This is a genomic window from Thermoleptolyngbya sichuanensis A183, from assembly GCF_013177315.1.
Classification (GTDB): Bacteria; Cyanobacteriota; Cyanobacteriia; order Elainellales; family Elainellaceae; genus Thermoleptolyngbya; species Thermoleptolyngbya sichuanensis.
Window position 1 is genome coordinate 1,690,979 of the sequence record NZ_CP053661.1, and the last position, 25,397, is coordinate 1,716,375.

The 25,397-nt window shown below is 59.5% G+C and carries 20 protein-coding genes and 1 tRNA gene; 11 read left to right on the plus strand and 10 right to left on the minus strand.

The genetic code is table 11. From position 1 onward, the window contains the following. Nucleotides 1-17: 17 nt before the first annotated feature. Complete coding sequence (locus HPC62_RS07160; protein ID WP_172358818.1) at nucleotides 18-311, plus strand: universal stress protein; 294 nt, start codon at nucleotides 18-20, stop codon at nucleotides 309-311. A gap of 84 nt (nucleotides 312-395) precedes the next feature. On the opposite strand, the gene uvrA is transcribed toward HPC62_RS07160, so the two are convergent. Then, a complete protein-coding gene (uvrA, locus tag HPC62_RS07165) occupies nucleotides 396-3,518 on the minus strand; it encodes an excinuclease ABC subunit UvrA (protein ID WP_225906781.1) in 3,123 nt (1,040 codons plus the stop codon). A 344-nt stretch (nucleotides 3,519-3,862) separates the two neighbouring features. Between uvrA and HPC62_RS07170 the strand changes: the two genes are divergently transcribed. Then, nucleotides 3,863-4,591 (plus strand): PHP domain-containing protein, encoded by a 729-nt coding sequence (locus tag HPC62_RS07170; protein WP_172354388.1) that lies wholly within the window; start codon nucleotides 3,863-3,865, stop codon nucleotides 4,589-4,591. Nucleotides 4,592-5,160: 569 nt separating this feature from the next. Here HPC62_RS07170 and HPC62_RS07175 read toward each other — a convergent pair. The 3 genes from HPC62_RS07175 to HPC62_RS07185 all read right to left on the minus strand — a co-directional run bounded on the left by HPC62_RS07175 (nucleotide 5,161) and on the right by HPC62_RS07185 (nucleotide 8,481). After that, nucleotides 5,161-5,853 carry a response regulator transcription factor gene (locus HPC62_RS07175; RefSeq protein WP_172354390.1) on the minus strand — a complete coding sequence of 231 codons (693 nt, stop codon included), beginning with the start codon at nucleotides 5,851-5,853 and terminating at the stop codon, nucleotides 5,161-5,163. Between the two features lie 79 nt (nucleotides 5,854-5,932). Then, nucleotides 5,933-7,510 carry an AMP-binding protein gene (locus HPC62_RS07180; protein ID WP_172354392.1) on the minus strand — a complete coding sequence of 526 codons (1,578 nt, stop codon included), beginning with the start codon at nucleotides 7,508-7,510 and terminating at the stop codon, nucleotides 5,933-5,935. Next, nucleotides 7,477-8,481, minus strand: coding sequence for an o-succinylbenzoate synthase (locus HPC62_RS07185; protein WP_172354394.1), 1,005 nt, complete (start codon nucleotides 8,479-8,481; stop codon nucleotides 7,477-7,479). Before HPC62_RS07185 ends, HPC62_RS07180 begins: the two co-directional genes overlap by 34 nt. Before the next feature lie 156 nt (nucleotides 8,482-8,637). Between HPC62_RS07185 and lexA the strand changes: the two genes are divergently transcribed. From lexA to HPC62_RS07230, 9 genes are all read left to right on the plus strand, one after another. After that, complete coding sequence (gene lexA / locus HPC62_RS07190) at nucleotides 8,638-9,519, plus strand: transcriptional repressor LexA (RefSeq protein WP_172354396.1); 882 nt, start codon at nucleotides 8,638-8,640, stop codon at nucleotides 9,517-9,519. Nucleotides 9,520-9,785: 266 nt separating this feature from the next. Further along, the gene (locus tag HPC62_RS07195) at nucleotides 9,786-10,145 is read left to right on the plus strand and encodes a VOC family protein (protein ID WP_172354398.1); all 360 of its coding nucleotides are present in this window, start codon (nucleotides 9,786-9,788) and stop codon (nucleotides 10,143-10,145) included. Between the two features lie 28 nt (nucleotides 10,146-10,173). Beyond that, the gene (locus tag HPC62_RS07200; RefSeq protein WP_172354400.1) at nucleotides 10,174-11,031 is read left to right on the plus strand and encodes an urease accessory protein UreD; all 858 of its coding nucleotides are present in this window, start codon (nucleotides 10,174-10,176) and stop codon (nucleotides 11,029-11,031) included. A 91-nt stretch (nucleotides 11,032-11,122) separates the two neighbouring features. Beyond that, a complete protein-coding gene (locus HPC62_RS07205) occupies nucleotides 11,123-13,516 on the plus strand; it encodes a ComEC/Rec2 family competence protein (RefSeq protein WP_172354402.1) in 2,394 nt (797 codons plus the stop codon). 36 nt (nucleotides 13,517-13,552) lie between these two features. Then, nucleotides 13,553-13,639 (plus strand) — tRNA-Ser (locus HPC62_RS07210). 136 nt (nucleotides 13,640-13,775) lie between these two features. Continuing rightward, a complete protein-coding gene (locus HPC62_RS07215; protein WP_172354404.1) occupies nucleotides 13,776-14,891 on the plus strand; it encodes a polyamine ABC transporter substrate-binding protein in 1,116 nt (371 codons plus the stop codon). A 97-nt stretch (nucleotides 14,892-14,988) separates the two neighbouring features. Then, nucleotides 14,989-16,020 (plus strand): YdcF family protein, encoded by a 1,032-nt coding sequence (locus HPC62_RS07220; protein WP_172354406.1) that lies wholly within the window; start codon nucleotides 14,989-14,991, stop codon nucleotides 16,018-16,020. 421 nt (nucleotides 16,021-16,441) lie between these two features. Continuing rightward, the gene (locus HPC62_RS07225; RefSeq protein ID WP_172354408.1) at nucleotides 16,442-19,267 is read left to right on the plus strand and encodes a CHAT domain-containing protein; all 2,826 of its coding nucleotides are present in this window, start codon (nucleotides 16,442-16,444) and stop codon (nucleotides 19,265-19,267) included. A gap of 196 nt (nucleotides 19,268-19,463) precedes the next feature. Continuing rightward, the gene (locus tag HPC62_RS07230) at nucleotides 19,464-20,777 is read left to right on the plus strand and encodes an NF041680 family putative transposase (protein WP_172353244.1); all 1,314 of its coding nucleotides are present in this window, start codon (nucleotides 19,464-19,466) and stop codon (nucleotides 20,775-20,777) included. 221 nt (nucleotides 20,778-20,998) lie between these two features. Here the strand turns inward: HPC62_RS07230 and HPC62_RS07235 are convergent, their stop codons facing one another. From HPC62_RS07235 to nuoH, 6 genes are all read right to left on the minus strand, one after another. Next, a complete protein-coding gene (locus tag HPC62_RS07235) occupies nucleotides 20,999-21,388 on the minus strand; it encodes a hypothetical protein (RefSeq protein WP_172354410.1) in 390 nt (129 codons plus the stop codon). A 110-nt stretch (nucleotides 21,389-21,498) separates the two neighbouring features. Continuing rightward, entirely contained in the window at nucleotides 21,499-22,422 is a 924-nt protein-coding gene (locus HPC62_RS07240; protein ID WP_172354412.1) for an NAD(+) kinase, read from the minus strand. 20 nt (nucleotides 22,423-22,442) lie between these two features. Continuing rightward, nucleotides 22,443-22,748, minus strand: coding sequence for an NADH-quinone oxidoreductase subunit NuoK (nuoK, locus tag HPC62_RS07245; protein WP_068513455.1), 306 nt, complete (start codon nucleotides 22,746-22,748; stop codon nucleotides 22,443-22,445). A gap of 60 nt (nucleotides 22,749-22,808) precedes the next feature. Then, nucleotides 22,809-23,414 carry an NADH-quinone oxidoreductase subunit J gene (locus HPC62_RS07250; protein WP_225906654.1) on the minus strand — a complete coding sequence of 202 codons (606 nt, stop codon included), beginning with the start codon at nucleotides 23,412-23,414 and terminating at the stop codon, nucleotides 22,809-22,811. Between the two features lie 104 nt (nucleotides 23,415-23,518). After that, nucleotides 23,519-24,124 (minus strand): NAD(P)H-quinone oxidoreductase subunit I, encoded by a 606-nt coding sequence (ndhI, locus tag HPC62_RS07255; RefSeq protein WP_172354416.1) that lies wholly within the window; start codon nucleotides 24,122-24,124, stop codon nucleotides 23,519-23,521. A gap of 51 nt (nucleotides 24,125-24,175) precedes the next feature. Continuing rightward, nucleotides 24,176-25,294: an NADH-quinone oxidoreductase subunit NuoH gene (gene nuoH / locus HPC62_RS07260; RefSeq protein WP_172354418.1), complete on the minus strand. Its 1,119-nt coding sequence runs from the start codon at nucleotides 25,292-25,294 to the stop codon at nucleotides 24,176-24,178. Nucleotides 25,295-25,397: the final 103 nt, after the last annotated feature.

The window sequence follows — 25,397 nt, forward strand, 5'->3', positions numbered from 1 at the left end:
GGCAGAGGCGGGACTCGATTGCACAGCAGCAGAAGGCGCAGCGCGAAGATCGAGGGCAGTGCGAATTTCTGATCGAAACCTGCGAGAACCTGTGTCGCGAGTTTGACGGAACGTTTTTGCGAATCGATAAACAAAACGTTCCGCAGGCGATCGCCCAGATTGCCGCCGAATACCACATCACCCAAATCGTCATCGGCGAAAGCCAGCAGCCCACCTGGAAACGCCTGCTCAAAGGCTCCTTTACCCAAAAGCTGATGAAGCACATCCATCATCAGCACATTGATCTGCATATTATTGCAACCGAAAAGTAAGCAACCGAAAAGTAAGCAATCTAAAAAGTAAGCAATCTGAAAAGTAAGCAACCAGGCAATCACACCAGATTCTCGCCGGAGCGCTCACTTCGCGGGGGGATGCTGAGCCAGCACTTTCTTGAGATATTGCCCGGTATAGGATTCAGGGACTTCAGCAACTTGCTCCGGTGTGCCCACGGCGATGATCTGCCCGCCGCGATCGCCCCCTTCGGGGCCCAGGTCAATCACCCAGTCGCAGCAACGGATCACATCCAGATTGTGTTCGATGACCAGCACCGTATTGCCCATGTCCGTCAGGCGTTGCAGCACGTCCAGCAGCTTATGCACGTCGTAGAACGAAAGTCCGGTCGTCGGTTCGTCGATCAGGTACAGCGTCTTGCCCGTGGCGCGGCGCGAGAGTTCCGTCGCCAGCTTCAGCCGCTGCGCCTCACCGCCAGAGAGCGTCGGCGCGGTCTGCCCCAGCCGCACATAGCCCAGCCCCACGTCCACCATCGTTTGCAGCTTCGCCGACGCTTTGGGAATATTCTCGAAGTATTCCAGCGCCTCCTCTGCCGTCATGTTCAGCACGTCGGAAATCGACTTGCCCTTGTATTTCACTTGCAGGGTCTCCCGGTTATAGCGGGCCCCCTTACACACCTCACACTGCACGTACACATCCGGCAGGAAGTTCATTTCGATCACGTTTACGCCCTGCCCGCCGCAGGCCTCGCAGCGCCCGCCCTTGACGTTGAAGGAAAACTGTCCCGCCTTATAGCCCCGCGCCTTGGCCTCAATCGTTTCGGCAAACAGGTCGCGGATTACGTCAAATACACCCGTGTAGGTGGCAGGGTTGGAGCGGGGCGTGCGGCCAATGGGCGATTGGTCAATGACAATCGCCTTGTCGAGGGCGGCAAGTCCCTGCATTTCCGCCATTTCCTTGGGCTGGGGGACTTTACGCCCAAAGTGATGTTGCAGCGCGGGATAGAGCAGTTCGTTAATCAGCGTTGATTTGCCAGAGCCAGAGACACCCGTAACGCAGACGAATTTTCCGAGCGGAATATCGACATCCAGATTTTTCAGGTTATTGCGGCGGGCATTGCGGATTTTGAGGCTGCGGCTATTGCCCTTGCGGCGTTCCGCAGGCGTTTGAATGACGCGCCGCCCAGACAGGTACGCACCCGTCAGCGAGTCCTCTGCCTCCAGCAGGTTTTGCAGCGAGCCGTGGGCCACGATGTTGCCGCCATGAACGCCTGCGCCGGGCCCAATGTCCACTAGGTAATCGGCGGCGCGGATGGTGTCTTCGTCATGCTCCACCACGATTAGCGTATTGCCCAGGTCTCGCAGGCGGTTGAGCGTGTGCAAGAGGCGATCGTTATCGCGCTGGTGTAGCCCAATGCTGGGTTCGTCCAGGACGTACAGCACGCCTGTCAGGCCAGAGCCGATTTGTGTGGCCAGGCGGATGCGCTGGGCCTCGCCGCCGGAAAGGGTCATTGCCGTGCGATCCAGCGTCAGATAGTCCAGCCCTACATCCAGCAAAAATTGCAGCCGCGCCCGGATCTCCTTCAGCGCCAGGTCGCCGATCTGTGCCTGCCGGGGCGTTAGCTGCATCTGGTTAACCCGGTTGAGGCATTCGCGAATCGAGACGCTGGCCAGATCTTTCAGGCGATATTGCCCCAGGCGGACGGCTAGGGCTTCTGGCTTGAGGCGATCGCCCCCACACACTTCGCAGGGCTGGTCGATCAGGTATTGCTCCAGCTTTTGCTTGAACTGCTCCGATGTGGACTCTCGATACTGGCGATCGAGCATGGGTAGCACGCCCTCATACTTGCGGTAATAGCCCTTGGTGTCTCGATAGCGCGAGTCCGACTCGATGTAGATCTTCTCGTCGCTGCCGTGCAGGATGACGTGCTGCTGGTCGGGGGTCAGCTTTTCCCAGGGGGTCTGGATTTCAAAGCCAAACGCCTGTCCGACGCTGTAGAGCAGCGAGAAGTAGTAGGTGTTGTCGCGCTCTGACCAGGGGGCGATCGCCGCATACACAGGCAGGCTTGGGTCAGGAACGACCAGTTCCGCCGAGAAAGTCCGCAGCGACCCCAGCCCGTGGCAATGGGGACAGGCTCCGTAGGGCGAGTTGAAGGAAAACAGGCGGGGCGACAGTTCCTCCATGACCGCGCCGTGTTCCGGGCAAGCAAAGTTTTCGGAAAACAGCAGTTCTAGCTGGTTTTTGGGCGCGTTTTGTTCCAAATCCACGCCATAGCGCCCCGCTGGTTCCGCCGCCATCCCCGGCAGCACGGGCAGTTGCAGGTCAGGCTTGGTCGGAAACTGCACGACGTCATCCACGTCCGGCAGCGTCGCGTCGATGATGGCGATGCCCTCTGACCGTTTCAGGCAGGTCGAAAGCGAGTCCACCAAGCGTTCCTGAATGTTGTTCTTTTTAATCAGGCGATCGACGACGATTTCAATGTTGTGGAACTGGTTTTTGTCGAGTTCGATGTTGTCGCTCAGTTCGCGCACTTCGCCATCGACGCGCACTCGCACAAAGCCCTCCGCCGCCAGCCCCGACAGCAGTTTCTTGTGCGTCCCCTTTTTGCCGCGCACCACGGGCGCGAGAATCTGAAACTTGGTGCGGTCAGGCAGGGTCATCACTTGATCCACCATCTGGTCGATGGTTTGCGGCGCGATGGAGCGATCGCACTGGGGGCAATGCGGCTCTCCCGCCCGCCCATAGAGCAGCCGCAGATAGTCGTAAATTTCCGTGACGGTTCCCACCGTGGAGCGCGGGTTGTGGGAGGTGGATTTCTGGTCAATGGAGATGGCGGGGCTGAGGCCCTCGATCGCGTCTACATCGGGCTTGTCTACCTGGCCGAGAAACTGACGGGCGTAGGCGCTGAGGGACTCTACGTAGCGGCGCTGCCCCTCGGCAAAGATCGTGTCAAAGGCGAGCGACGACTTGCCCGACCCCGACACGCCCGTAAACACAATCAGGCGATCGCGCGGCAAGTCCAAATCCACGTTCTTCAGATTATGCTGACGAGCGCCGCGAATCCGGATTGTGTTTTGGGGATTAGCAGCCGAGCCGGGTTGGGCGATTTCCGAAGCGATCCCTTCTCGAATTGCCGTCAGTTTGCCCGATTCAGACAGGTCTTGAGGATTCGGAGCGTGCCCATTCGCAGACTCGCCCAAAGAATCGACTTTTTTCCGGCGCTTGGCAGTGTCGGCACGTTGAGGCATAGGGGCTGGGGCTGGCAGGCGAAACCACAGGCGAAACCATTCTTAATATTCTACCGCTCCTGGACGGGCGCACGGCTGATTCACCGGAGCGATTCAGAGAATCTGCTGAGAACGATTTGCAACGCTTGTCCATCCTAGCGCGATCGCCCGTATTAGTACATAAGCTCGCCAACGCAACCATCCCCAAGGCATCCGCTGGATTAAGGGCCACCGTAAGATTGAACAGGTAGGGAGCAAATAGCGCGATACAAAACGGTTTGCCCCCATTCCAAGCGCTTCTTGGTTGGCAATAAGTTTGCAGAAACCCTAGAATTGCGGATGTAAAACATCATGAAGCGCAGACTATGGCGGTTAGTCTCACCCAAGGGGTGAATGCTCAGTCCTCAGGGGCACAGGATGCTGCATCGCTGCGGCAGGTGTTTCAAACGATTACAGCCGAAAGCTGTCCCCGGTTTTACAACTTTCATATGCACACGGTTTGCTCGGATGGCAAACTCCAGCCGGAGCAGCTCATGGAGCAGGCGATCGCCATTGGACTCTCCGGCCTAGCGATTACGGATCACCATTCCACGGGCGGCTATGTTCGAGCGCAGCGGTGGCTGAGCAGTCTCCAGTCAGCGTGGGTAGACGAGGCGGAGAATCCTGCGTCTAGGCCTCTGCCCCGGTTGTGGGCGGGCATGGAGGTTACGGCGGAACTGCTGGCGGACGAGGTGCATATCCTCTGCTATGCCTTTGACCCGGCGCATCCAAACTTGCACGTCTATCAGCAGGGGCAGTCGGTAGACGGCGACGCTCGACAGGCCGGGCGGGTCATTGCTGCGGTTCACCGGGCAGGCGGGCTGGCGGTGCTGGCCCACCCGGCACGATATAAGCGATCGCCCCACGAGTTGATCCCCGCTGCCGCCGACCTGGGGATTGACGGCATCGAAACCTACTATGCCTACAACAACCCCTCGCCGTGGCAGCCCAGCCCCCGCCAGACCGAAGAAGTGAGGCAACTGGGCGATCGCCTGGGTCTGCTGCATACCTGCGGCACCGACACCCACGGGCTAGACCTGTTGCAGCGGCTGTAGGGCGGGTTGGGCCGATTCTGTTCGAGCGGTTCGAGAAAATGGCAAAAAAAGACCTCTGGGCGGGGCGATCGCCATGCTTGGGAATGCATTCTCGTTTTGCTCAGTACATTGCGAGTACGCACATTGCTGGTACGTAAATTGCAAGTACATTGCAAGTACATTGCAAGTGCATTGCGAGTGCATTGCAGGTGCATGGCCGACTACGCCAACCCGCCAGAGATCCGTGAGCCTACTGCCATCCAGGAATAAATCCGGAACTAGCGTCACGCGCACTAGGTTACAAATAGAAACACTCCTTCTCAGGAAACACGGGCATCCACGCTAGGGCATAGCGCCGACCTGGGATGTCATCAGTCCTACCATGCCTGCACAGGCGATTGCCAAAAGCAACATAAATCCAAGGGATTGGCCCAGGTGCTTAGAAGTCTGCATGGGTGTTTTCTCCATTACATCATTAGAGAATGAAGATAACAGTCTCTTGAGGAGTGAAACGAAAGATGTCGCTAAATTAAAGAAAAGCAACATTTCGCAATCTTTAACTCAGTAAATTCCTCCAAGCTCCCCATCTCTCATTTCGTCAAGCCATGCTCCAGGGCATAGCGCACCAGTTCCGTGCGGCTATTGGTGCCCGTTTTGCTAAACAATCGGCTGACGTATTTCTCCACATTGCGGACGCTGGTATCGAGGCGACGAGCAATTTCTTTGTTCATCAGCCCTTCGGCAACCAGTTCCAGGACGCTCTGCTCGCGGGGCGTAAAGTCGAGGTGAATCGGGGCGGGAGTTTGGGCGATGGTTCCTTTTTGCGACAGCATGGCCCGCAGTTGGGCGATTTGCTCTTTGATGTCGGCCAGGTCGGTCTTTTCGTCGTCGCCACCCGCACGGGCGATCGCCGATCGACGCTCCAGCAGGCTGGATACGATGGCCACCAGTTCTTCTGGGTCAAACGGCTTGGGCAAATAGGCATCGCAGCCCGCGTTGTAGCCCTGAATTCGGTCGGAGGTCATGCCCCGTGCTGTCAAAAACACCACGGGCAGCGTCTCGAAGCGGGGATCTTCCCGCAGTTGCTTGAGAAACTGATAGCCATCGACCTGGGGCATCATGATGTCGGAAATGACCAGATCGGGTAACAGCTGCTGAACCTTTTCCCAGCCTTCGCGGGCGTTGCTGGCGACTTCTACAACAAAGCCGCTGTCTTCCAGATACGCCTGCACAGCCTGGCGCAATCCAGGTTCATCATCGACCAGCAGCAGCCGTCCGCTCATGGACGTTCCTCCCCTGTCTCAAGGTATATGCCTCGGTGGACTGAGGCACGATTGTCGTCATCCAAAACTTTAACAGGACTTACGCATTTCGCGCAGTTTCAGGAAATGGCAGGTCTTTTTGGCAGCCCCCATCGCCAACTGGCGGCTGGGCGGTTTGCACCCATTCCGCAAGCTGGCGACGGTTCAGCTTGCCCTGGGCGCTGCGGGGAATCCCGTCAGCGGCAATCCAGCGCTTGGGCTGTTTGAAGCGGCTGAGCTTGTCTTGCAGCGCAGCTTCCAGCCGTGTTGGAGAAACCTGGGAATTGGCGGGAACGTAGAGCGCCGTCACCACTTCCCCCCAGTGGCGATCGCCCACCCCCACCACCGCCACATCCTGCACCAGCCCCGTCGCCCGAATCGCCGCCTCTACCTCGGCGGGAAACACGTTTTCGCCGCCCGTGATAATCTTGTCGCTGCTGCGGCCAGCAATGTGCAGCCGTCCTGCCCCATCCAGCCAGCCCAGATCATCGGTCGCAAACTGGCCGCCAAAATCTGGCGCTCCCCAATAGCCCCGCGCCAGCGAAGCCGCCCGAATTTGAATTCGCCCCACTTCTCCCGCAGGCAGCGGCGTTCCGGCTGCGTCCACAATGTCCACCAGCGCATGGGGCAGCACCCGCCCGCAGCCCGGTTCCCCCGCTAGAAATTCCGCTGGCCGCTGGGTGGCAATTTGCGAGGCAGTTTCGGTCATGCCGTAGGTGGGGGCGAGGCGGAGGCCCTGCTGTCGTGCCTGGATGAGCAGGTCGTCCCAGGCCGGCGCACCGCCCAGCAGGATCGTGTGAACCCGTCGCAGCCAGTCTACGCCCGCTGGCGAGTCGAGCAGCCGCTGGAGCTGGGTGGGGACGAGGGAGAGGAAAAAACGGTCGGGGGCGATCGCCGGAAAGTCTCCCGCTTCCAGCGCCTTGAAGGAATGCAGCGCCAGTTGCCCACCCGACACCGCGCTCCGCAACGCCTGCATCAGCCCGCTGACGTGATACAGCGGTAGCACACAGCAGCAGTTCACCGGCCCGCTGGCGAGTTCTGGCTGAAAAAACTGGCGAAAGCCCCGGACAGCGGCAAGAAGCGTGTCTCCCGTATGGTGAGTAAAGCGAAGCTGTCCAGAGGAGCCGCCTGTAGGAATGAGGAGATCCGGAGGCTCTGCCGCCCTCCCTTTTTGTTCTTCGTTCTTCGTTCTTCCCTCACCCGCAGAAGTAGGGAGAGCCGGAGCCTGTACCGGATCAAGAAGGAGCACGGGATAGGGAGCGGTGGGGGTGAGAATGACCAAAGGGGACAGGTGGTGGTGGAGTTGATACCATTCCTGCACGCCCCAGGCGGGATTGCCGAGGGCGATCGCCCATCCCTCTAGGCACTCCGACAAAATTGCCGCACAAAGGCTGGCCAGAAAGTTCAGCGGGTCGGGTTCGGCAATCAGCAGCGTCGCCGGGGGGCGCGTTTCCCAGGGAGCTAGGGGGTGGGCGATGTGGCTCCGCAGCGCTGGGATGATTCCCATAGAGATCGCTTCGCGAATCGCCGTCTGGCGGGTCTGAACCTGCTGGGCAAAGGCGGCAGGATCGATGCCAACCAGCCAGGGTCGATGCAGGCAGGCGGCTAGGCAATTGCGGAGGCAGTCAGAGTTTGCCATAGGGCGGCGGCGGAATCTTGCTCAAACGCAGGGTCGCAAAACCAGTGGGCCACGCCATACCCCAGAGCGCGATCGGGTCGGTTCCCCGAATTCTCTGGTTGCACCAGATGCGCCTGGATGTAGCGGCGGGCCACGGCAGTTTCCAGCGCAGACGACCAGACGATATCGACTGGGTGCTGCTGGCAAAAGGCGCGAAGCTGGCTGGGAAACCCGGCGATCGCTGCTTTAATCACCACCACCCCGCGCCAGCCCCGCTGCCAGCAGGTGCGGAGCTGGGCCAGCGTGGCAACAGACTCATCCAGCGCCAGGGACGTGGGAAAGCGCTCGGCCAGCTTCAGCATCGCGTCAAACTGGGACGGTGCGAGGGGCTGCTCCAAAAATTCTACCTGGGGATGGACCGCGCATTGTTCCAACCAGCGGCAGGCCGTGTCCCAATCCAGCCCGCCGTTGGCATCCAGCCGCAGCCTTGCCCTGGGCGGAAGCTGCCCGACCAGTTCGGCAAATGCGGCCTGTTCGGCTGCCAACTCGCCCACACCGATTTTCTGCTTGAAGGTGCGGTGTCCCCGATCCCAAAGCGGCTTCCAGGCAGAAATTGCCCCCTCCCCCGCAGGCAGCAGGGCGCTGAGGTGGGGCGGCTCCCAGTCGGGCAGGTCAGACTTTCTGGGGTCATGCTGCATCAGCGAGTCCCAGGCAGATTCCAGCCCAAACTGGCCCGCTGGCAGCGTGGGGGCGATCGCCCGGATATCCGCCAGATCCAGGAATTCGGGAAGCGACTGGCAGAGGGCGATCGCCGCCTCCAGCGTTTCGCTGCCAAACCAGGGCAGGGGCGCAATCTCGCCGTACCCCGTCCGCCCCGCTGCGTCCGTCAGCTTCACCAAAATTCCCCGCCGCTCGCTCCAGACTCCGTGGGCAGTCATGAGCGGTCGTCGAAATGCCCGTCGATACTCCCGAAATTCTGCCCGCACGCCCATGATTGCACCCCGCCCGATCGTCCTGAGATATCGCCCTAGAGATATAGAAATTGTGAAGCGGCGGACGGCAAATTAAGGCAAATAAAAAGTTTTTGATTCGGTATAGAACGAGTGAACTATGATGTTAGCATCTAGTATAAATAAACTATTGCAGCCATGCCTACGGCCAAGCCACCCACCGCCAAACGGTCTACAGTCAGGCAATCCACCCGCCAGTCTATCCCCAAGCCGCTGACCGTCAAGCAGCAGCGATGCCTGGATTGGGTGACGGGATTCATCCAGCAGCAGGGCATTTCGCCAACCTATGAGGAAATTCGGGTCGGGCTGAGCTATCGCTCTAAAGACCCCGTGCGATCGCTCCTCAATGCTCTGTGCCACAAAGGCTACATTACCCGCAAGCCCCACAAAGCCCGCGCCATTCAGGTGGTTCAGTCGAGCCAGGTGAACGGGGCAAAAACCGGGCGACATCGCTCCGCACAGCCAGCGCCAACGCTCCAGCTTGTTCCCGCCGAGGCAATGGGCACGGGTTCGACCGTCGAGGCTGTGCCAGAGACATCCGCCACTTCTCCCTGGGCAGCGCTAGAGCAGGCTTCGCCCAAATCCAGGAGTCGGCGCAAGCTACCCCAGGGCATTCCCCTCCTAGGCGGCATCGCAGCCCACAGCCCCAAGACCACCTTTGTAGACGAGCCAGAAATTTATCTGCCGCTGGAACTGTTTCCTAACCTGGCGCGGCGATCGCCCTACGACTTGTCCCAGTTGTTTGCCCTGCGCGTTCAGGGCGACAGCATGATCGAATCCCACATTTTGGACGGCGACGTAATCTTGCTGCGGCGCAACCCAGACCCGGCTTCGCTGAAAAATGGGGCGATCGTTGCGGCCCGCGTAGGCGATGCAGCGACGCTGAAACACTACCTCCGATCGGAAACAACGGTAACACTCCAGCCCGCCAACGCCGCCTACCAGCCAACCGTGTTTGACGTGGAAGAAGTGGACGTACAGGGCGTGTATACCGGAATTTTGGTGCGCGGCGTGGTTTGAGGTCGGTTGATTTTGGATTTGCGGTTTTGGATAGCTCATCCAGCATTCATCGGGCTTTCAGCCATTTCATTCGCAGCGTTACTTCGGAGAGATATAGGGCTGGTAGCGCTGGAGTGCGGTTCAAGTTGGCAAGCTTGAAGCATGGAATAGCTGAGGTATGGCTGAGGTGTAGCTAAAAATCGCTGCGATGCGGCTCGAAACCCGTCCTAGAATCAGGATGATGTAATTGCGCGATTCCTGTAGGGATCGCCTCGCGAATTGCCCCTATGCTGACTCGATTCTTGCACGCGGCGCTGTTGGTGTCGGATTTGGACAAAGCAGAACAGTTCTATGGCACCGTGCTGGGATTGACCAAAATCGATCGACCCTTGAAATATCCCGGAGCCTGGTATCAGCTAGGCGAGGTGCAGATTCACCTGATGGCCGATCCGCGCACTCAGGTCTCGCTGACGGAGGCGGAAAAGTGGGGCTGGAATCCCCATTTGGCGATCGCCACTCCTGACCTGGATGCCATGAAAACGCGGCTGGTTGAACATGGCTATCCCGTGCAGATGAGCGCATCGGGTCGTCCCGCCCTGTTTACCCGCGACCCGGACGGCAACGTGCTGGAGATTGGGCAGGTCTAGGAGAGGCTAGGAGCGGAGTGACGGCGTAATGGGAGCGGACGGGGCGGGCTGGCAGGGGCGCTTGGAACTGGATTTTGTGGCGCGGGCGGGCGGAACGCAGCTTGGCCGCAGCTTTGTGCAGGCTCCGATGAAGGTGCAGCGGCCGTTCTTCCCAGAGGGCGATCGCGTCTGTCATGTGGTCACGCTGCACACGGCGGGTGGTGTGGTGGGGGGCGATCGCCTATCCGCGAAAATTCACCTGGCCCCCAAAGCCCATGCCCTTTGCACCACGGCCACCGCAGGCAAGATTTACCGCAGCAACGGCCAGGTCGCCGAGCAAGCAACCCACATCCACATTGCAGCAGGCGGCTATTTAGAATGGCTGCCCCAGGAAACCATCGTGTTCGACGGGGCTGACTATCGGCAGCGGCTGCGGGTAGATCTAGACGAAGACGCACTGTGGCTAGGCTGGGAGATGACTCGGCTGGGACGCACGGCGCGGGGCGAAGGGTTTGCTAGCGGCCAATGGCGATCGCACACCGAAGTCTGGAAAGACGGCAGACTGCTCTGGGTCGATCCGCAGCAGATCCTCGGCGGAGCTGCCCCGCTGAGCAGTCCCCACGGACTGAACCATTGCCCCGTCGTCGCCAGTTTCGCCATCCTCGGCCAGCCCGTTGCTCAACTTTCTGCCGATCTGCTCCCCCAAACCCGCCAATTCATCCCTACCGCAGCTTCCTCTAGCCCCCTCCCATTCCTCCAATACGCCGCTACCCGCCTCCAATCCGGCCTCCTCTACCGCTATCGCGGCCACTCCACCCTAGAGGCCCGCCGCTGGTTTATTCAGATCTGGCATCTGCTGCGGCCGGCGCTGGTCGATCGGCCCGGATATCTTCCCCGCGTCTGGTAATCGGGCATCTGGATAATCGAGCATCTGGATAATCGGGCAAACCAGGTGGGAATACTGCTGTTCATGAGGGTGTATCAAACAGCGAAAATTTATGAATGCAGCGGGCGGCGCAATGCTGTGCCTGGCCTACGGGCTGGGCCTGCTTTTGACCGGGGTTTCGGTGCAGGTATGGGGCATCTCAGCGGGGGCGATCGCCCTCCCTGGGTTGGGATTGCTGGCAGGGGCGATCGCGCCTCGCCTCTGGCGGACGGGGCCTTCCGCCACGGTCTGGATAATAGCAGGATGGGTCGGACTGTTGGCAGCGCTTTACTTTCAGGTGCGCCTGCCCAGACCTGCGGAAACTGACATTAGCGCTCTGCTGAGCAACCCCGACGCAGCAGCCGAGCAGACTAACTTAGCCGTAACGGTGCATGGCTTCATCGACACGCCGCCAAAGCAAACCCGCAGCGGCAAGCTCCAGCTAGAGCTAGTGCCGTTTCAGGTGCAGCAGATGGACGAGGCCAACCAACCCATTCGCGCTGCGGCGGTGTCTGGGCGGCTGTATGTAACGCTGCCGCTGAAGCTGAAGACCGGCCTGCATCCGGGGCAAATGCTCACGGTGTCGGGGTCGCTGTATCGCCCCAAGCCCGCCAGCAACCCCGGCGGCTTCGATTTCCGGCAATACTTGGCACAGCGCGGTATGTTTGCAGGACTGGCGGGTAAAACCGTTGATTTTCCGGCAACAGAGGGGCGGTTTCGGGAACAGTGGATGTGGAGGCGATCGCTCTCTTCCCGGCTTCAGCAAGCGCTGTGGCAGGTGCGGCAGCGCATCGTGCGATCGCAGGCAGCGGGTCTAACCGTGAAAGCTGCCCCCAAAAAACCTAAAGAACCTAAAGAACCTGACGAGCGACCGGCGGCCCTGGTCAGCGCTATGCTGTTGGGCAAGGGGGCCGTAGACGTACCCTTTGACCTGCGCGACAGCTTTGCCAATGCGGGATTGGCCCACGCGCTGGCGGCATCGGGCTTTCAGGTATCGCTGCTGATCGGTATTTTGCTCAGCCTGACGCGATCGCTCCCGTCCCAGATCAGCTTTGCGCTCTCGGCGGCGGCGCTGCTGGGCTATATCGGCCTAACGGGGCTGGAGCCGTCGGTGGCGCGGGCGGGCGTGATGGGTCTGGCGGTGCTGGTGGCGATCACGCTGGGGCGCAAGGTCAACCCGCTCCACTCGCTGCTGCTGGCGGCGACGCTGCTGCTGCTGGTGAATCCGATCTGGATTTGGGATTTGGGCTTTCAGCTCAGCGTGCTGGCGACGCTGGGGCTGCTGGTGACGGCTCCCGTGCTGACGAAATGGCTGGACTGGCTGCCCAGCGCGATCGCCCCGCTGGTGGCCGTGCCTCTCGCCGCCTTCGTGTGGACGCTTCCGCTGCAACTGCACGTCTTCGGCGTGGTGTCGCCCTACAGCCTGCCGCTCAATATCCTGACTGCGCCGGTGATTACGGGCATCAGCCTGGGCAGCGGCCTCAGTGCGCTGGCGGCGCTGGTTGTGCCTGCGGTGGGCAGCGCGATCGCCCAGTTGCTCCTGTGGCCAACCCAGTTGTTGATCGCGCTGGTGGAATTTGCCAACCAGCTTCCGGGCAATGCCTATGCAGCGGGGGCGATCGCGCCCAGTCAGGTGGTCGCGCTGTATGCCATCTACCTGCTGGTGTGGGGCGTGGCGGCGCTACATCGGCGCTGGTGGGTGGCGGCGATCGTGTGTCTTGGGCTGGTGGCCATTCCGACGGGGACGGCGGTGATGTCGCGGCTGGCGGTGACCGTGCTAGACACGGCCGACGAGCCGATGCTGATCGTGCAGCACCGCAGCCGCGTGGGGCTAATCGGCAGCTTCAGCCCCCAGGACGTGCAGTTCACCGTGCTGCCCTTTTTGCGACAGCAGGGGGTGAACCGGGTGACCTGGGCGATCGCCCCCGACCTCACCGAATGCCACACAGAAGGCTGGATGCAGCTTGCACAACATCTACCGATTCAGTCTTTCTATTTTTCTTCTGGAGCATGTGAACCCTCTGAAACCCCAAAGCCCCCCGACAAACAGCAACTCATTCAGCAACTCCAGGCGGGGGGCGGCCGGATTTACACATTGCCGCTGGATCAGGCGGTGCAGCTTGGCGATGTGGCGGTGCGGCAGGTGAATCAAGACCCCTTAGCGCTGCGATTTCAGATTGGTGACCAAATCTGGCTGCTGCTGCGCGAGTCGAAAACCGTGCCTTTGGAACTTGTGCTGCCACGACTGGCGACCCTGACCAGCGTGCTGTGGTGGGACGGAATAAAGCTGGATGCCCAAGCGCTCAGCACGATTCGCCCCCAGCAGGCGATCGCCACTCGCCCGCCCAGCGAAGCCGCAGAAGCCTGGTTCCGCAGCCAAACCGTTCCCCTGCATGTGGTCGCTCAGCAGGGCGCAATTCAGTGGACTCCAAAAACAGGGTTTCGGGCGATCGCCCCCGTCGATTAGCGCCGTTCGTCCTGTAAAATACGATAATGCCCCTTTGGAGAGGTGGCAGAGTGGTTGAATGCGCTTGACTCGAAATCAAGTTTGGGGTCACACCCAACGGGGGTTCGAATCCCCCCCTCTCCGTATTGCTTTAGGTTGCCCGGTCGATTCAGATTGTCAGGTCAAGATGTAGCGCTGGCTACACAATGTCGCTTTTGCGTCAGAACTGGGGATAATTGGGAAAGTTCTCGTCTCCATCCCAGAACCCAATCCCAGACCTATGACTCAGCCCAATCGGCCAATCGCTCCGTTTAGCCGCAAAACCCGTCGGCAGTTTCTTCAGGGGGCAGGCGCGGCCCTGTCAGCCGTGGCGCTGGCGAGCTGTCGGGGCGGCTATAGCAACGTGCAGGGCGGCGCGGGCGGCAGTGATACGCTGCGGATTTATACCTGGTCAAACTATATTGACGACGAGCTACTGAGCCAGTTTCAGGAGCAGACAGGCGTGCGGGCGATCGCCGATGTGTTCGACTCCAACGAAACCATGCTGGCGAAGGTGCAGGCCGGCGGCGGCAACGAGTACAGCATCATCTACCCCTCCGACTATATGGTGGAGCAGATGAGGGAACTGAACCTGCTGGCAGAACTGGACAAAAGCAAAATCACCGGAGCCGAAAACCTGCTGCCCCAGTTCCAAGACCCGCCCTACGACCCCGGCAATCAGTTCAGCATTCCCGCCGTGTGGGGTACGACCGGCCTAGTTTACAACCGCACCCAGCTAAACCCCTCGCCGCAGGACTGGGACTATCTCTGGGATAATCAGAGCAAGCTAGCGCGACGGGTGACGCTGTTTAACGACGTGCGCGAGGTGATGGGCGCAACGCTGAAGTCGCTGGGCTATTCCTATAACTCCACCAACCCAAAGGAACTGGAGGCGGCGTTCCGGCAGTTGCAAAAGCTCAAGCCTGCGATCGCCAACTTTACCACCGACGGCTGGCGCGATCAGATGTTGACGGGCGACTTGGCGATCGCCATGGCCTATTCCTCCGACGCGCTCCAGGTGTCCGAAGAAAATCCCGACATCCAATACCTGATTCCTGCCAGCGGCTCGTCCCTGTGGACCGATACGATGGTAATTCCGGCGGCTGCCCCCAACCCCGATGCGGCCTATGCCTGGATTAACTTCTTGCTGGAGCCAGATGTGCTGGCACAGGCATCGGAGCGGCTGAGGTTCGCCACGGCAAACCAGGCGGCGATCGACCTCCTGCCCAACGCCCTCAAGTCCAATCCCAACCTCTATCCCAACCAGGCAGCGCTGCAAAAATGTGAGCGCATTTCCCCGATCGGCGACGCGACGGAACTCTACGACCAGTATTGGACGCAGCTCACCAGCCTATAGCCGCCAGAAATCCGTTACCGGGTGGGCGATCGCGCATTACACTGGACTAGACCTTTTTGCCCCCCGGCATCGACCTCCAGCGGGCGACCCGTCAACCATGTTTGAACTGCTCACCCGAATTCTGCTCTGGCTGCTAATTGGCACGATCCTCTGGTACGTGTTCAGCAAGTTTATTCCCAGGGTCTATCTGACGTGGCTAGGCGGCATTATCCTGTTTGCCTTCGTCATTCTGGCGTTCATTGACCCTACCAATCGCACCGTGGGCACGGTCTGGAGCGTGCTGTCGCTGCCGCTAAAACCGCTGGGTCTGGTGTTCTTCCTGCTGCTAAGTTCGCTGAAAAAAGGGGCCAAAAGCGTGGATGGCAATTTGGTGCTGGCGGCGGTGCTGGTGCTGCTGCTGACGAGTACGCCGATTGTGGCCTACTGGCTGACCTCGCAGGCGGCCCGCACGCTGGCCTATAGCCCAGCGGTGCAGCGGCCGGTGGACTTTAACCCGGCATCCGTCAAGGCAATCGTGGTGCTAGGCGACAGCAATGACCCGGCCGACCCGGCCTACCGCAGCCGCACCCAGGTCAGCAGCGATCGCGACGGGTTTACCAACGTGCTGGCCTCGCGGCTCTTCTTTGCGGCTCGCGTCTATCGGGGTGAGTTGGAACAGGGCCGAAACCCGCTGGTCATCGTCAGCCTGGGGTCGCAACTGGGGCTGAATGCGTCGCAAGAGGCGCGGGCGATCGCCATTCAGACGGTGCAGGGAATTTTGACCAGCGCGGGCGTGCAGGGCGATCGCATCGTAATCGACACCGAAGGCACGGATCTCTACAGCAACGCGGTGGCTATCGAGCGCATCCTGACCCCCCTGGGCTACCAAAAAGAAACCGACAGCCTGCTGCTGGTGGTGCCCTTGCTCAACGTCAGCCGCGCCCGCGCCACCTTTGCCAGTCGCGGTCTGCGAACCCTGGGACTGCCCACCGACCAATTCCTGTTTCAACTGGACGATCGCCGTCTGATTGCCAGCGTCGCCGACCTGGTGCCCAATGTAGACGCGCTGGCGCTAACGACCCGCGTGGTAGACGAATATTTGTCTTCGGTTTACTACTTTATGCGCGGCTGGCTGGTCAGCCCTATTTAGCAACGCTTCACGAATCTTCTCCTAGCGGGGACTGCGACCCGGCAAGAATCTGGCGAAAATCTAGAGTACACTCAGTCCATCTTGCAGGGGCGATCGGACGATGAGCCAGGGCCACCACCGGAGACCAGCGTGTTTCACTGCCAAACCAGGGCAGCGGTTTGCGGCAGAAAGACGAGGTTTCTCCGCCACGCTTGCACGAGGTTTCTCCGCCACGCTTGCGCGATATTGCTCCAGAACACTTGGACGATATTGCTCCAGAACACTTGGACGATATTGCTCCAGAACACTTGGACGATATTACTCCGTAACGCCTAGGCGATGTTGCTCCGCAACGCTTGCGCGAACGCCCCACTCCAGTTCCCACCGCGTCTCCCACAGTCGCAAAACCAGGCAGTGGATCACAACGCTGCTTCTGGGGCTAGTGCTGGCACTAGGCCTAGCGCATTCCGCAACAGCCACGCTTCCCGCCGCATCCTCCCCGTCGCCAGAAATCCACGCTGCTCCCGCCACCTCCCCACCAGAGACCTTACGCACCCAGCGCTGGTCTGAATTTCCCGCACAGCCCCCCTCCACATTCCCCCTCCGTTCTTCGTTCTTCGCTCTTCCTTCTTCGTTCTTCGCTCTTCGTTCTTCCCCCGACCCCCCACACTCCGCCCGGTCGCTCTACGACGCGGGTCGCTATCGAGAGGCGATCGCCCAATTGGAAGCCCTCCTCGATCAACTGCGGCAACCGGGCGCAGACCCCAGCCTTGGGGAGCAAACTCGTCTCCAAATTGGGCTAACGCTGGCAAACCTGTCGCTGGCGCATCAGCAGCTTGGAGAATGGGCCACGGCAGAGCGGCACATTGCCGAAGCGGTGCAACTGCTGAATTCCCTCGCGGTGCGTACTGTGACAGTGCAGCAGGCACAGGCGCAGGCATTGACCATTTTGGGGCGGCTCCAATTTGCGCGGGGACAGGCAGATGCAGCGCTAGAGTCCTGGGAGCGAGCAACGGCGCTGTTTCAGCAGGTGGGCGACCTAGCCGCCATCGACACGCAGATGAACCAGGCGCAGGCGCTGCAATCCCTAGGGCTATATCGGCGGGCGATCGCCCAACTCGCCGCTATCAACCAGCAGCTTGCTGCCACACCCGACTCGCTGACCAAGGCGCAGGTGTTGCGGACGCTTGGGGATGCTCAGCGCGTGGCGGGCGATCTGGACGCGGCCCGTCAAGCCCTAGAGCAAAGCCGCCGGATTGCCGCCGCGCTGCACACCCAGTCGCCCACGCCCGCCACCCAGGAGGCGATCGCCGCCGTCACCCTTAGCCTGGCAAATCTGGGCCGGGCCAGGGCGATCGCCACGCTGGGCCAGGCAGGCATGACCCCCACCGAAGCAGTTCAGCGACTGAAGACCCCCCTATCCGACAATCGCGCTCGGCGGGCCTACGAACAGCGCCAGCAACGCATCGCCACCACCTTTTTGCAGCAGACGGAAATCGTGCTGAAGCTGTATGACGAGGCTGCCCAGGTGTCCCCCTCGGCAGAGTTGCGGCTTCAGGCGGCGCTAAATCATCTCAGCCTGCTGGTGGAAACGGCCCAGTGGGAGCAGGCGCGATCGCGCTATCCAGCCCTTCAGCAGCAGCTCGACCTACTGCCCCCCAGCCGTCCGACGCTGTTTAACCAGATCGAACTGGCGCAGGGGTTGACCGCGATTTCCCAGGCCAGTGGCGGCGATCCTGGGCTAGAGGCGATCGCCCGTCGGCTGTCCAAAACAGTGCAGCAGGCGAGGGAACTGGACGACCTGCGGGCAGAGTCCTTGGCTCTGGGCAGCTTGGGGCATCTGTACGAACAAACGGGACAGTGGCGCGAAGCCCAAACCCTGACTCAGCAGGCGCTCAACCTGGCCCAGCAAATCGCCGCCGCCGACATCGCCTATCGATGGCAGTGGCAACTGGGGCGACTGCTGCTGGTGCAGGGCGACAAAACGGGGGCGATCGCCGCCTACAGCCAGTCCGTGCAAAGCCTGCAAGCCATTCGGGGCGATCTGGTGGCCATTAACCGAGACGTGCAGTTCTCCTTCCGCGAGAGCGTGGAGCCAGTCTATCGCCAGTTGGTCGATTTGCTGCTCGATCCGCAAAACCCAACCCCCGACCTGGAGCGGCTGGTGCAGGCGCGGGACGTGATCGAGGGGCTGCAAGTGGCAGAACTGGACAACTTCTTTCGGGAAGCCTGCCTGGATACGCAGTTTCAGCTAGACCGGGTAGTGGATTTGTCTACGCTGCCCGCCGCCGTGCTGTATACCATTGTCCTGCCCGACCGGATTGAAGTCATCCTGAAGCAGCCCCAGCAGCCCCTCCGCCGTTACACCACGCCCGTCGCCCAGGAAACCGTGGAGCGGGTGTCCGAAGACCTGCTGCGAGAATTGCGCGATCGCGCTTACCCCTCCCCAGAAGGACTGGCGCTGTCTCAGCAGGTCTACGACTGGCTGATTCGCCCCATTGCAGACCAGTTGACCGAAAACCAGACGCTTGTTTTCGTGCTAGACGGGGCGCTCCGCAACGTGCCAATGGCAGCCCTGCACGACGGTCGCCAGTATTTGATCGAACACTACAGCGTGGCGCTGGCTCCTGGTCTGCAACTGCCCGACCCGCGCCCGCTCCAGCAGCGTCAGTTTCGCGCCCTGATAGCCGGGCTGACGGAAGCACGAGACAATTTTCCTGCCCTGCCCAACGTGGAAAAGGAGCTAGAGGAAATCCAAAAAACCCTGCCCAGCCGCGTGCTAATCAACACAAGCTTTACCCAGCAAAATTTCCAGAATTCTCTAAGCGCCGCACCCGCCTCAATTGTCCACGTTGCAACCCACGGCGAGTTTAGCTCCAATGCTGCCGACACCTTCATCCTGGCGTGGGATAGCCGGGTCAATGTGAAAGACCTCAGCAGCCTGCTGCAAGTCCAAGAGCTAGACAGCCCGGAACCGATTGAACTGCTGGTGTTGAGCGCCTGCCGCACCGCCGAGGGCGATCGCCGCGCCACGCTGGGTCTCGCAGGCGTGGCAGTCCGCGCCGGGGCCCGCAGCACCATCGCCTCGCTCTGGAGCGTAGACGACGAAGCCGGAGCCGACCTGATGATCGAGTTCTATCACCAACTGACGCGCAGCCCCATCTCCAAAGCCGAAGCTCTGCGCCAGGCCCAGCTGAGCCTACTGCGGGCAAACTACGACGCGCCCCGCTTCTGGGCATCCTACGTGCTGCTGGGCAACTGGCTTTAGAGGATGTTTGAAAAGTCCTACTCTTTGTAGCAAAGCGTGCAAGATCCCCCTAAATCCCCCTTAAAAAGGGGGACTTTAGAGCTAATTTATAAAGAAAATCTAAATACTTTAGTTTGGACTAATGGTGAAGAGGAAGGCAGTCAATGAGAAGCACCGACTGCCGTAAGGTCAATGAAGTACAACCAACATTGACCCCATGATTTTCAACGAACTTCAGCAATTTCGCCAAACGTTGTATGCCAGCTTGGGAAACGCCAGAGATGCCCTGTTTGATCTGATGGATGCCGTGTTAGTGAGTGCGTGCATCGTGTCGTTTGTGAGGCTATCGCAGAGTCCTGTCTTTCGTCGCCAGTGGTCGAGCACCTATGAAGCGTTGCGCGATAGCCGCCTACCCCGATCAAAGGTGCTGAAGCTGTTGGTGCAGCAGATACCGACTCAGCAGCAACCGTTGTTGGCAGGTGATGCGAGTCGGTGGAACCGTCCTGCTGCCAGGCGTTTGAAAGACCGCACCTTATCAGGCAGAACAGGACATGCCCCGATAGCCGGACAAAACTACAGTACCTTAGCCTGGATTGCTGAAGACAGGGGCAGTTGGGCATTACCATTGCGGCATGAGCGCATCACCAGCTTTGAAACACCCGCCAGTAAAGCGGCATTCCAACTCAAACAAGTGACTCGGCAGTTAGCGGTGCGTCCGTTGGCGATCTACGACCGAGGGTACGGCAATGCCAGTTTTGTCAACCAAACGGCAGGGATTGAGGCAGACTTGCTGCTGCGGGTTACATCCAATCGATGTGTCTATGGCGCGCCCCCAGCGTATCGAGGGCGAGGCGCACCTGCCAAGCATGGACATAAGATGAAACTCAATGACCCTGACACTTGGAGTGTCCCGGTCGAAACCGTTGAAGTCGATGATCCCAACTGGGGACGAGTGCGGGTCAGTCGTTGGAGTGCATACCATTTCCGCAAATCCCCCAAACGGGCAATGGAAGTGTTGCGCGTGGAGGTGCTGGAGACACAGAGCAGCACGCGACGCTTGGCTCCTTTGTGGTTAGTTTGGCTGGGTGAGCAGATGCCTCCGTTAGAAACCCTGTGGTTGCACTACCTCCGTCGCTTTGCCATTGAACACTGGTATCGCTTTGCCAAGCAGAGGCTATATTGGACACATCCCCAGTTCAGTTCTGTATCGGCAACCGAACAGTGGAGCAGCCTGATGCCGTTGCTCAGTTGGCAGTTGTGGTTAGCGCGAAAGGACTGTACTGACCACCCCTTGCCCTGGCAGGCACCGCAAGAAACGTTGACTCCGGGTCGGGTCGCACAAGCGTTTGCAGGCATTTTGGCAGCGATTGGCACCCCTGCTCCTGCGCCTAAACCTCGTGGTAAATCGCCAGGACGAGGCAAGGGGCACAAGCCAACTCCTCGTCCCTGCTATCCGATGGTCAAAAAACGAGCCTCGAAACGCAAGACATCCGAACAATCCCTGAACAGTCCGGTTGCAACAGCAGCTTAACTGCGAGCAGGATTGTATCCAATTCCTTAAGTTCAACTGTTATGAACGGTTGAGCAGATTCTTTATGGCATCCTGTTGAGCATTATTGTGATGCCAGTTAGTCCAAACTAAAGCGCGCTGGCAGCCCGCGAGAAATCGTCCTACTGTGTAAGTTCTATCGAGCGTTGGGTTAAGCCAGATCTGTGGCTACGGCAGCACTTTTTCTCGGAATCCGACAGACGCTAAGGAGATTGCGGGATTTCTTGCAGCAGGCTGTTGACCAGTTCCCGTCCGTTGGGGTGAAATACCTGAAGCCGGATAAAGCCGGGATCGCTGGGTCGCCAACTCACCTGATAGCGATAGTCCCCATTGCGCCAGGTGTAAACCCGACGGCTGCTATCTCCAGACACCGCAGCGCCCGCCAGTCTTAGCGTTGCCTGGTTGCTGCGATCGATTCCCTGGTATTGCAGGCTGCCGCCCTCAAACCAAATGCTGATAAACCATCGGTCGCTGGCATAGTCTCCAGTGGGGAATGTTTGGGCGATCGCTGCTTGGGGAGTCAACAAGTCTGCTGCCAGCAGTGGCGTAGATAGCCCCAGCACAAGGCTGAGCGCAATAGATTTAAGGTTCATAGGTTCTTTTTTCAGCCCGTTCGAGCGTGATTGGGTGGACTTTAAAGAGCGTTCCCCAATCGGACTAAGCCTGAACCTGTAATAGTCGGGTACTCGACCCAGCAGAACCTCTAATTTCGGTGGTTATTACTGTAGCGGACGAGTGTTCCGGCCCACTGTAACTTTTCACGCAGGGTTTGGTAATAGGAATAATTTTCTTGCAGGATAATGAACTGGGCAGGGCGTTCTGCCATGCGAATATCGACGCGCTGACCCGGCCAGATGGAAGTGGCCAGCACGCCGTCCATCCAGAGTTTGGTTGTCATGTCAGGGTCAGATAGGGGCCAGATGCTGACGACTGACCCAGCGGGCAGCACAATGGAGCGACTGGAGAGGCTAAGGGGGCAGATGGGCGTGACGGCGATCGCCTCCATGCCAGGGTGAATAATTGGCCCGTTCGCCGCTAGGGTGTAGCAGGTGGAACCCGTCGGTGTAGCCACAATCAGCCCGTCACCCTGGTACTGATCCACCACCTCGCCGTCGATCTCCATTTCCAGGATTGAGGTCACCATGCGGTCGGCTGAGGCAGGCTTGACGCACATTTCATTGAGCGCAAAGAAGCAATCGCTCATTGGCTCCAGGTTGGTGCGGTTGCCTTCGTAGGTCGTCGCTTGCAGCATCATCCGCCGCTGCACCGCAAAGCGATCGCTCGTCAGCCGCTCCCACACCTGCTGCGAATCTTCACTCAAAAAATCCAGCGGCTCGGTCAAAAAGCCCAGGTGCCCCCCCACGTTCACCGCCAGGATAGGAATGCCTTCGTCTGCTAGATGCCGTGCTGCACCCAGAGCCGTGCCGTCGCCTCCCAGCACCAGCGCCAGATCAATCGGCTGGGAAACAGAAGCCAAAAATACTGGATATGGATTGTCCCTTGGGCCGCTCGGCCCCATCAACACGCGACAGCCCCGTGCCTCCAGTTCCTTTGCACAGCGCTCGGCCCACTTTTGGCTAAGGGCATTTCCCGACTTGTGAATGATGATGACTTGCTTTAGCTCCACCCGCTCGCCGTCTCAATCTGCTACCACTTCAGCAGATTAAATTGCTCCATATCCACCGTATCGCGATTTCGGTAAATGGACAGCACGATGGCAAGACCCACAGCCGCCTCCGCAGCGGCGATCGCAATCACAAATACTGTAAACACTTGCCCCTTGACCGCGCTGGGATCAAGAGAGTTGGAAAACGCCATCAGGTTGAGGTTGACGGAGTTGAGCAGCAGTTCAATCGACATCAGCACACGGATGGCGTTGCGGCTAGTGACCAGGCCATAGATGCCAATGCAAAACAGAGCGGCGGCGAGTAGGAGGAAATACTGAAGCTGCATAGGTCGGAGATCAGGGGTCAGAGGTCAAGAGTCGGGATGTCCAGTGGAAACGGGGTGAACCTAATCTCTAGAACTGGTTCCAGTGAGTTCACGGGGGCGTTCGGGGAGGGTCAGCGAGGTTCGGGGGCCGTCTTCGGTTGTCGCCTCTTCGGGCAGGAACTCGCGACGGGCAATCACGATCGCCCCGATCAGCGCCATCAGCAGTAGCACCGATGCTAGCTCAAACGGCAGCAGGAAATCGCTGAAGAAATGCAGCCCGATGGTCACCAACGCCTCATCTCCAGCAATCGGCGCGTCCGAAAGCCCCCAGGGAGTTGCCACAATCATCGTTGCCAGCAGCCCAAATAGTCCGGCGCACACTGAACCCGTCGCCGCTTTCCCCAGCCACGCCTTCTGCACGGGGGCAAAATCCTGGCGCTTGTTCACGAGCATGATGCCAAACAGGATCAGCACGTTCACCGCACCGACGTAAATCAAGATTTGTGCCGCCGCCACGAACCCGGCATTCAGCAGAATGTATAGCCCGGAAATGCTGATAAACACCAGACCCAGCAAAAAGGCTGAGTACACAATGTTGTCCAGCAGCACCACACCCAGCGCCGCCGCCAGCATCATTGCCGCCAGCACAATCAAAGAAACCAGTTGAACGCCATCTGCCAGATTCACAGTCGGTCTCCTGAACGAGAAGAGGAAAGGTCGAGAGTACGGATCGAGCGAGTTGCCTGTGGGTTGCCCGGAAGCGCTAATGAAAGCGCCCATAAACCTGTCCGTTAGGCTTCGGGTGCAGCTTCCGCAGGCTGGGCCTCGTCGAGAATTTCTTCGGGCAGCTTGCCAGCACGGCGCGACCCGGCAGGCAGGTCGTGTGGTTCCATCACGCCCTTGGGCAGGTAGCCCAACTCCCGCAGCGGGGTCACCATTGGGTCTTGCGTCACCTTGTAGGGCAGGCGACCCAGGGCTACGTTGTCGTAGTTCAACTCGTGGCGATCATAGGTCGCAAGCTCGTATTCTTCGGTCATCGACAGGCAGTTGGTGGGGCAATATTCCACGCAGTTGCCGCAGAAGATGCACACGCCGAAGTCGATGCTATAGTGATTCAGCTTCTTCTTCTTGGTTTCCTTGTTAAATTCCCAGTCCACCACGGGCAGGTTGATGGGGCACACCCGAACGCAGACTTCGCAGGCGATGCACTTGTCAAACTCGAAGTGGATGCGACCGCGGAAGCGCTCCGAAGGAATCAGTTTCTCGTAGGGATACTGCACCGTAATCGGGCGACGGTGCATGTGGTCAAAGGTGACCGACAAGCCCTGACCGATGTATTTGGCTGCTTGAACTGCTTCCTTGGTATAGTCAGAGACTTGCTTGAGAAATTTCAGCATAGGAAGGAGGGGGAGGGAGGTTGAAGAACGAATGGTCTTTGGAGTTGAACCTTAGCCACCGAAGGCCACTGGAAACACCAGCTTTAGCCCGGCCGTTAGCAGCAGGTTAACCAGGGACACGGGCAGCAGAAACTTCCAGCCCAGGTCAAGCAGTTGGTCGATGCGGACGCGGGGCACCGTCCAGCGCAAAAGGATTGCCAGGAAGATAAACAGGTAGGCCTTGAACAGCGTCATGACGATGCCGAGACTGGCGGTGATGACTTGGAGCCAGGGCGTAGACTCGCTAACCCCGATCAGACTGGCCAACCAACTCACCGATACAGGAGACTCCCAGCCGCCTAGATACAGCACCGAAGCCAGCAGCGCCGACAGCACCAGGTTGGCGTAGGATCCCGCGTAGAACAGCATGAACTTTACGGCGCTGTATTCAGTCTGATAGCCTGCGACGATTTCTTCTTCGGCCTCTGGCAGGTCGAAGGGCATCCGTTCGCACTCGGCCAGCGCCGCGATCCAGAAGATGACGAAGCCCACGGGCTGCCGCCACAGGTTCCAACCGAGAATGCCGTAATCGGACTGTCCCTGCACGATATCTACCGTGCTAAGGGAGTTGGACATCATGGCGATCGCCAACACGGACAGCGCCAGAGGTAGCTCATAGCTGATTGACTGCGCCGCAGCCCGCAGCCCGCCGATCAGCGAATACTTGTTGTTGGACGCATAGCCTGCCATCAGCAGCCCGATAGGGGCAATGCTCGACAGCGCAATCCACAGAAAAATACCAATGCCCAAGTCACTGATCAGCAGGTTTTGACCGAAGGGCACGATCAGATAGGACAGGAACACCGGGATAAAGACCAACAGAGGGGCGATCGCAAAAAGCCAGGGGTCAGTTTTGGCGGGCAGAATGTCTTCTTTGAACAGCAGCTTTACCACGTCTGCCGCTGGAATCAGCATCCCCAACGGGCCGGCGTATTCCGGGCCAATCCGCTGCTGGGCCGCCGCCGACACCTTCCGCTCTAGCCAAGTAGCCACGAGCGCCAGCACCGTCACTGCGCCGACAATCAGCACCATTGGCAAGGGAATCCAGATGGTCTTGGCGACACCGGGCGACAAGCCCAAATCCATCAACGCTTGAATAAAGCTGCCTTGCAGGTCAATTCCCGAACTCATACATCCTGCGACTCAACTAAAGGGCGATTGGTCATTAAATCGGCGGCGCTCAGGTAATGATCCTTAACACCTGCGTTTAGTATACGGTACAGGTTCATGCCAA

Coding starts and splice junctions, on each gene's coding strand:
- uvrA (WP_225906781.1), bottom strand. CDS start 3,518: ATGCCTCAACGTGCCGACACTGCCAAGCGCCGGAAAAAAGTCGATTCT.
- HPC62_RS07230 (WP_172353244.1), top strand. CDS start 19,464: ATGATTTTCAACGAACTTCAGCAATTTCGCCAAACGTTGTATGCCAGC.
- lexA (WP_172354396.1), top strand. CDS start 8,638: ATGCCTACGGCCAAGCCACCCACCGCCAAACGGTCTACAGTCAGGCAA.
- HPC62_RS07170 (WP_172354388.1), top strand. CDS start 3,863: ATGGCGGTTAGTCTCACCCAAGGGGTGAATGCTCAGTCCTCAGGGGCA.
- HPC62_RS07195 (WP_172354398.1), top strand. CDS start 9,786: ATGCTGACTCGATTCTTGCACGCGGCGCTGTTGGTGTCGGATTTGGAC.
- HPC62_RS07215 (WP_172354404.1), top strand. CDS start 13,776: ATGACTCAGCCCAATCGGCCAATCGCTCCGTTTAGCCGCAAAACCCGT.
- nuoK (WP_068513455.1), bottom strand. CDS start 22,748: ATGCAGCTTCAGTATTTCCTCCTACTCGCCGCCGCTCTGTTTTGCATT.
- HPC62_RS07200 (WP_172354400.1), top strand. CDS start 10,174: ATGGGAGCGGACGGGGCGGGCTGGCAGGGGCGCTTGGAACTGGATTTT.
- HPC62_RS07185 (WP_172354394.1), bottom strand. CDS start 8,481: ATGGGCGTGCGGGCAGAATTTCGGGAGTATCGACGGGCATTTCGACGA.
- ndhI (WP_172354416.1), bottom strand. CDS start 24,124: ATGCTGAAATTTCTCAAGCAAGTCTCTGACTATACCAAGGAAGCAGTT.
- HPC62_RS07180 (WP_172354392.1), bottom strand. CDS start 7,510: ATGGCAAACTCTGACTGCCTCCGCAATTGCCTAGCCGCCTGCCTGCAT.
- HPC62_RS07205 (WP_172354402.1), top strand. CDS start 11,123: ATGAATGCAGCGGGCGGCGCAATGCTGTGCCTGGCCTACGGGCTGGGC.
- HPC62_RS07175 (WP_172354390.1), bottom strand. CDS start 5,853: ATGAGCGGACGGCTGCTGCTGGTCGATGATGAACCTGGATTGCGCCAG.
- HPC62_RS07235 (WP_172354410.1), bottom strand. CDS start 21,388: ATGAACCTTAAATCTATTGCGCTCAGCCTTGTGCTGGGGCTATCTACG.
- nuoH (WP_172354418.1), bottom strand. CDS start 25,294: ATGAGTTCGGGAATTGACCTGCAAGGCAGCTTTATTCAAGCGTTGATG.
- HPC62_RS07220 (WP_172354406.1), top strand. CDS start 14,989: ATGTTTGAACTGCTCACCCGAATTCTGCTCTGGCTGCTAATTGGCACG.